The following is a 1,171-nucleotide window of genomic DNA, read 5'->3' as shown; positions in this document are numbered from 1 at the left end:
ATCTCCTCGGGCGGGCCTTCCTGCACCAGCTTGCCGTCTCGCAGAATGCCGACGCGGTCGCTCATCGTCAGCGCTTCTTCCTGGTCGTGGGTGACGAAGATTGTGGTAATGCCGATCTCGCGTTGGATGCGCTTGAGCTCGAGCTGCATTCCGACGCGCAGCGCTTTGTCGAGAGCGCCGAGCGGCTCGTCGAGCAGAAGTACACGCGGCTTGGTGATGATGGCGCGAGCGAGCGCCACCCGTTGGCGCTGGCCGCCGGAGAGCTGGTGTGGCCGGCGACCACCGAGCTTGCCGAGTTGCACGAGGTCGAGCGCCCCCTGCACCTCGGCAGCAATCACTGCCTTGAGCTCGCCGCGCACGGACAAGCCGAAGGCGACATTGTCGGCGACGCTCATATTGGGAAACAGCGCGTAGTTCTGGAACACCATGCCGATGCGCCGTTTTTCGACCGGCACCCGCTCGACGCTCTCGCCTCCGATCGCAATGCGGCCAGAGTCGGGAAAGTCGAAGCCGGCGATCTGGCGCAGCAGCGTGGTCTTGCCGCTGCCGGAGGGACCGAGCAGGGCGTAGAAGCCGCCGTCGGCAAAATCGATGGAGACATCGTCCAGCGCCTTGTGCGCGCCAAAACTGCGCGACACATTCGATACCTGCACGCCCGCCATTATTTCTCTCCGCCGAATTTGAAGAAACGCGCCGTGAGCAGCATCAATGCCATCGACACGACAATGATGATCGTCGAGACCGCATTGATCTCAGGTGTGAATCCCTTACGGATCGCGGCGTAGATTTCGACCGGCAGCGTCGTTTGGCCGGGCGTCGACAGAAAGTAGGATACGACGAACTGGTCGAAGGACACGGCGAAAGCGAACAGCCCTCCGGCAATGACACCCGGCATGATCCAGGGCAGCGTGACGCGGTTCGTCACCTGCCATTGATTGGCGCCGAGCGAGCGCGCCGCCTCTTCCAACTCGGGCGCGAAGGTCTGCAGCCGGGCCGATACGACGACGATGACATAGGGCAGTGCAAGCGCGACGTGGCCGAGCAGGATGGCGAACAGACCGCGCCCGATGCCGACGCCGAAGAAGAAGATCAGCATCGCCGTGCCGGTAATCAGCCACGGAATGGCGATTGGCGGAAACAGCAGCGCCTGCAGGAATTTTTTGCCGCGAAA

The 1,171-nt window shown here is 62.9% G+C and carries 2 protein-coding genes; both read right to left on the bottom strand.

Annotated features, from left to right (window positions below):
* Nucleotides 1-662, bottom strand: a 662-nt coding sequence (locus tag NKJ17_RS33860) for an ABC transporter ATP-binding protein (RefSeq protein WP_352692051.1), incomplete at its 3' end; no start/stop codon positions are given.
* Nucleotides 662-1,171 (bottom strand): ABC transporter permease (locus NKJ17_RS33855; protein ID WP_352692050.1); only part of this gene is annotated, 510 nt, incomplete at its 5' end. The genes NKJ17_RS33860 and NKJ17_RS33855, both read right to left, overlap by 1 nt.

Source organism: Mesorhizobium sp. M0208, assembly GCF_040322015.1.
Lineage (GTDB): Bacteria > Pseudomonadota > Alphaproteobacteria > Rhizobiales > Rhizobiaceae > Mesorhizobium.
Note: the sequence above shows the minus strand (reverse complement) of the source record. Positions and strands in the feature narration are given on the sequence as shown.